Origin of the sequence: Acidisphaera rubrifaciens HS-AP3, assembly GCF_000964365.1 — a bacterium.
GTDB classification, from domain to species: Bacteria; Pseudomonadota; Alphaproteobacteria; order Acetobacterales; family Acetobacteraceae; genus Acidisphaera; species Acidisphaera rubrifaciens.
This window is the reverse complement of sequence record NZ_BANB01000316.1, coordinates 1-1,428: the sequence shown is the minus strand read 5'-3', so window position 1 is coordinate 1,428 and position 1,428 is coordinate 1. Positions and strand designations below refer to the sequence as shown.

Annotated in this window: 1 protein-coding gene; it reads left to right on the top strand. The window is 76.3% G+C overall.

Annotated elements, in window-relative coordinates; translation table 11 throughout:
• A partial coding sequence (locus B8460_RS10280; protein ID WP_048861509.1) for an alpha-2-macroglobulin family protein occupies positions 1-1,428 on the top strand: 1,428 nt, incomplete at both ends.

Below are 1,428 nucleotides of genomic sequence, written 5' to 3'. Positions count from 1 at the left end.
CGGTCTCGCCGCGACGTCCTACCGGTTCCGCGCCGGCTGGGTGGCGACCGACAATCCCGATGTCCCCGATCCGCTCGACGTCGCGGTGGACCGCGCGACGCACCGGCCCGGCGAGACGGCGCGCGTGCATGTCGCCGCGCCGTTCGACGGGCAGGCGACGCTGCTGGTGCTGACGGGCCGGGTGCATCTGCTGCGCAACGTCACGGTCAGCGCCAAGGGCACCGACCTCGACGTGCCGGTCGGCGCCGACTGGGGCCCGGGCGCCTATGTCGTCGTCCACGCCTACCGCCCGGCGGCGGCGGGCGCACGGGCGGAGCGCGCGATCGGGCTGGCCTGGATCGGCATCGACCCGGCGGGGCGCACCATCGCCGCGCGCATCGACGTGCCCGACAAGCTGCCCCCGCGCGCGCAGGCGGTGGTGCCCGTGCACACCGATCCCGGCGCCTGGGTCACGCTCGCCGCGGTGGACGAGGGCATCCTGCGCCTGACGAGCTTCGTCAGCCCCGATCCCGCGCCGCATTTCCTGGGCCGCCGCCGGCTCGGCATCGACATACGCGACGACTGGGGCCGGCTGATCGCCCCGGCGACCGGCGATGCAACGGTGCTGCAGCAGGGCGGCGACGCCGGCTATGCGCTGCCCGACATTCCGATCCGCACCGTCTCGCTGTTCGCCGGCCCCGTGCGCGCCGGGCCGGACGGCGTCGCGCGCATCCCGATCGACCTGCCGGATTTCGCCGGGCGGGTGCGGCTGATGGCGGTGACCTGGCAGGGCGCGCGCATCGGCAGCGCGAGCGCCGATGTGCTGGTGCGCGACCCGCTCGTGGCCGAGCCGCTGCTCCCGCGCTTCCTGGCCCCCGGCGACGAGGCGCGGCTGACGGTGCTGCTGCACAACCTCGACCTGCCGGCGGGTGCGGCCACGGTCGATGTCTCGACCGAGGGGCCGCTGGCCGTCGCCGGCCCCGCGCATCTGTCGGCCGACCTCGCGCCCGGCGCGCAGGCGACGCCGATCGCCCTGCTGCGCGCGACCGGGGCGGGGCGGGCGGTGATGCGTCTGGCGGTGCACGGGCCGGGCGGTTTCGCCGTCACCCGCACGACCGCGCTGACGGTCCGCCCCTCCCGCCCGCCGGTCAGCGTCGTGACCGTGACCGAGGTGCCGGCGGGCGGACAGGTCGCGCTCGATCCCGCGGCCGGGCGTTTCGTGGCCGACACCTGGTCCGCGACCGCGAGCTACGGCGGCGTGACGCGCTATGACGTGGCCGGGCTGGTGCGCGCGCTGGCCGACTACCCGCTGCTCTGCCTCGAACAGGCGACGAGCAAGGGGATGGGGCTGGTGTTCCTGCCCGACGGTCCGCTCGCCGGTCCCGACCGGGCGGGACAGATCCAGCGCGCGGCGTCGCGGGTGCTCGACCTGCAGCGCTATGACGGCGG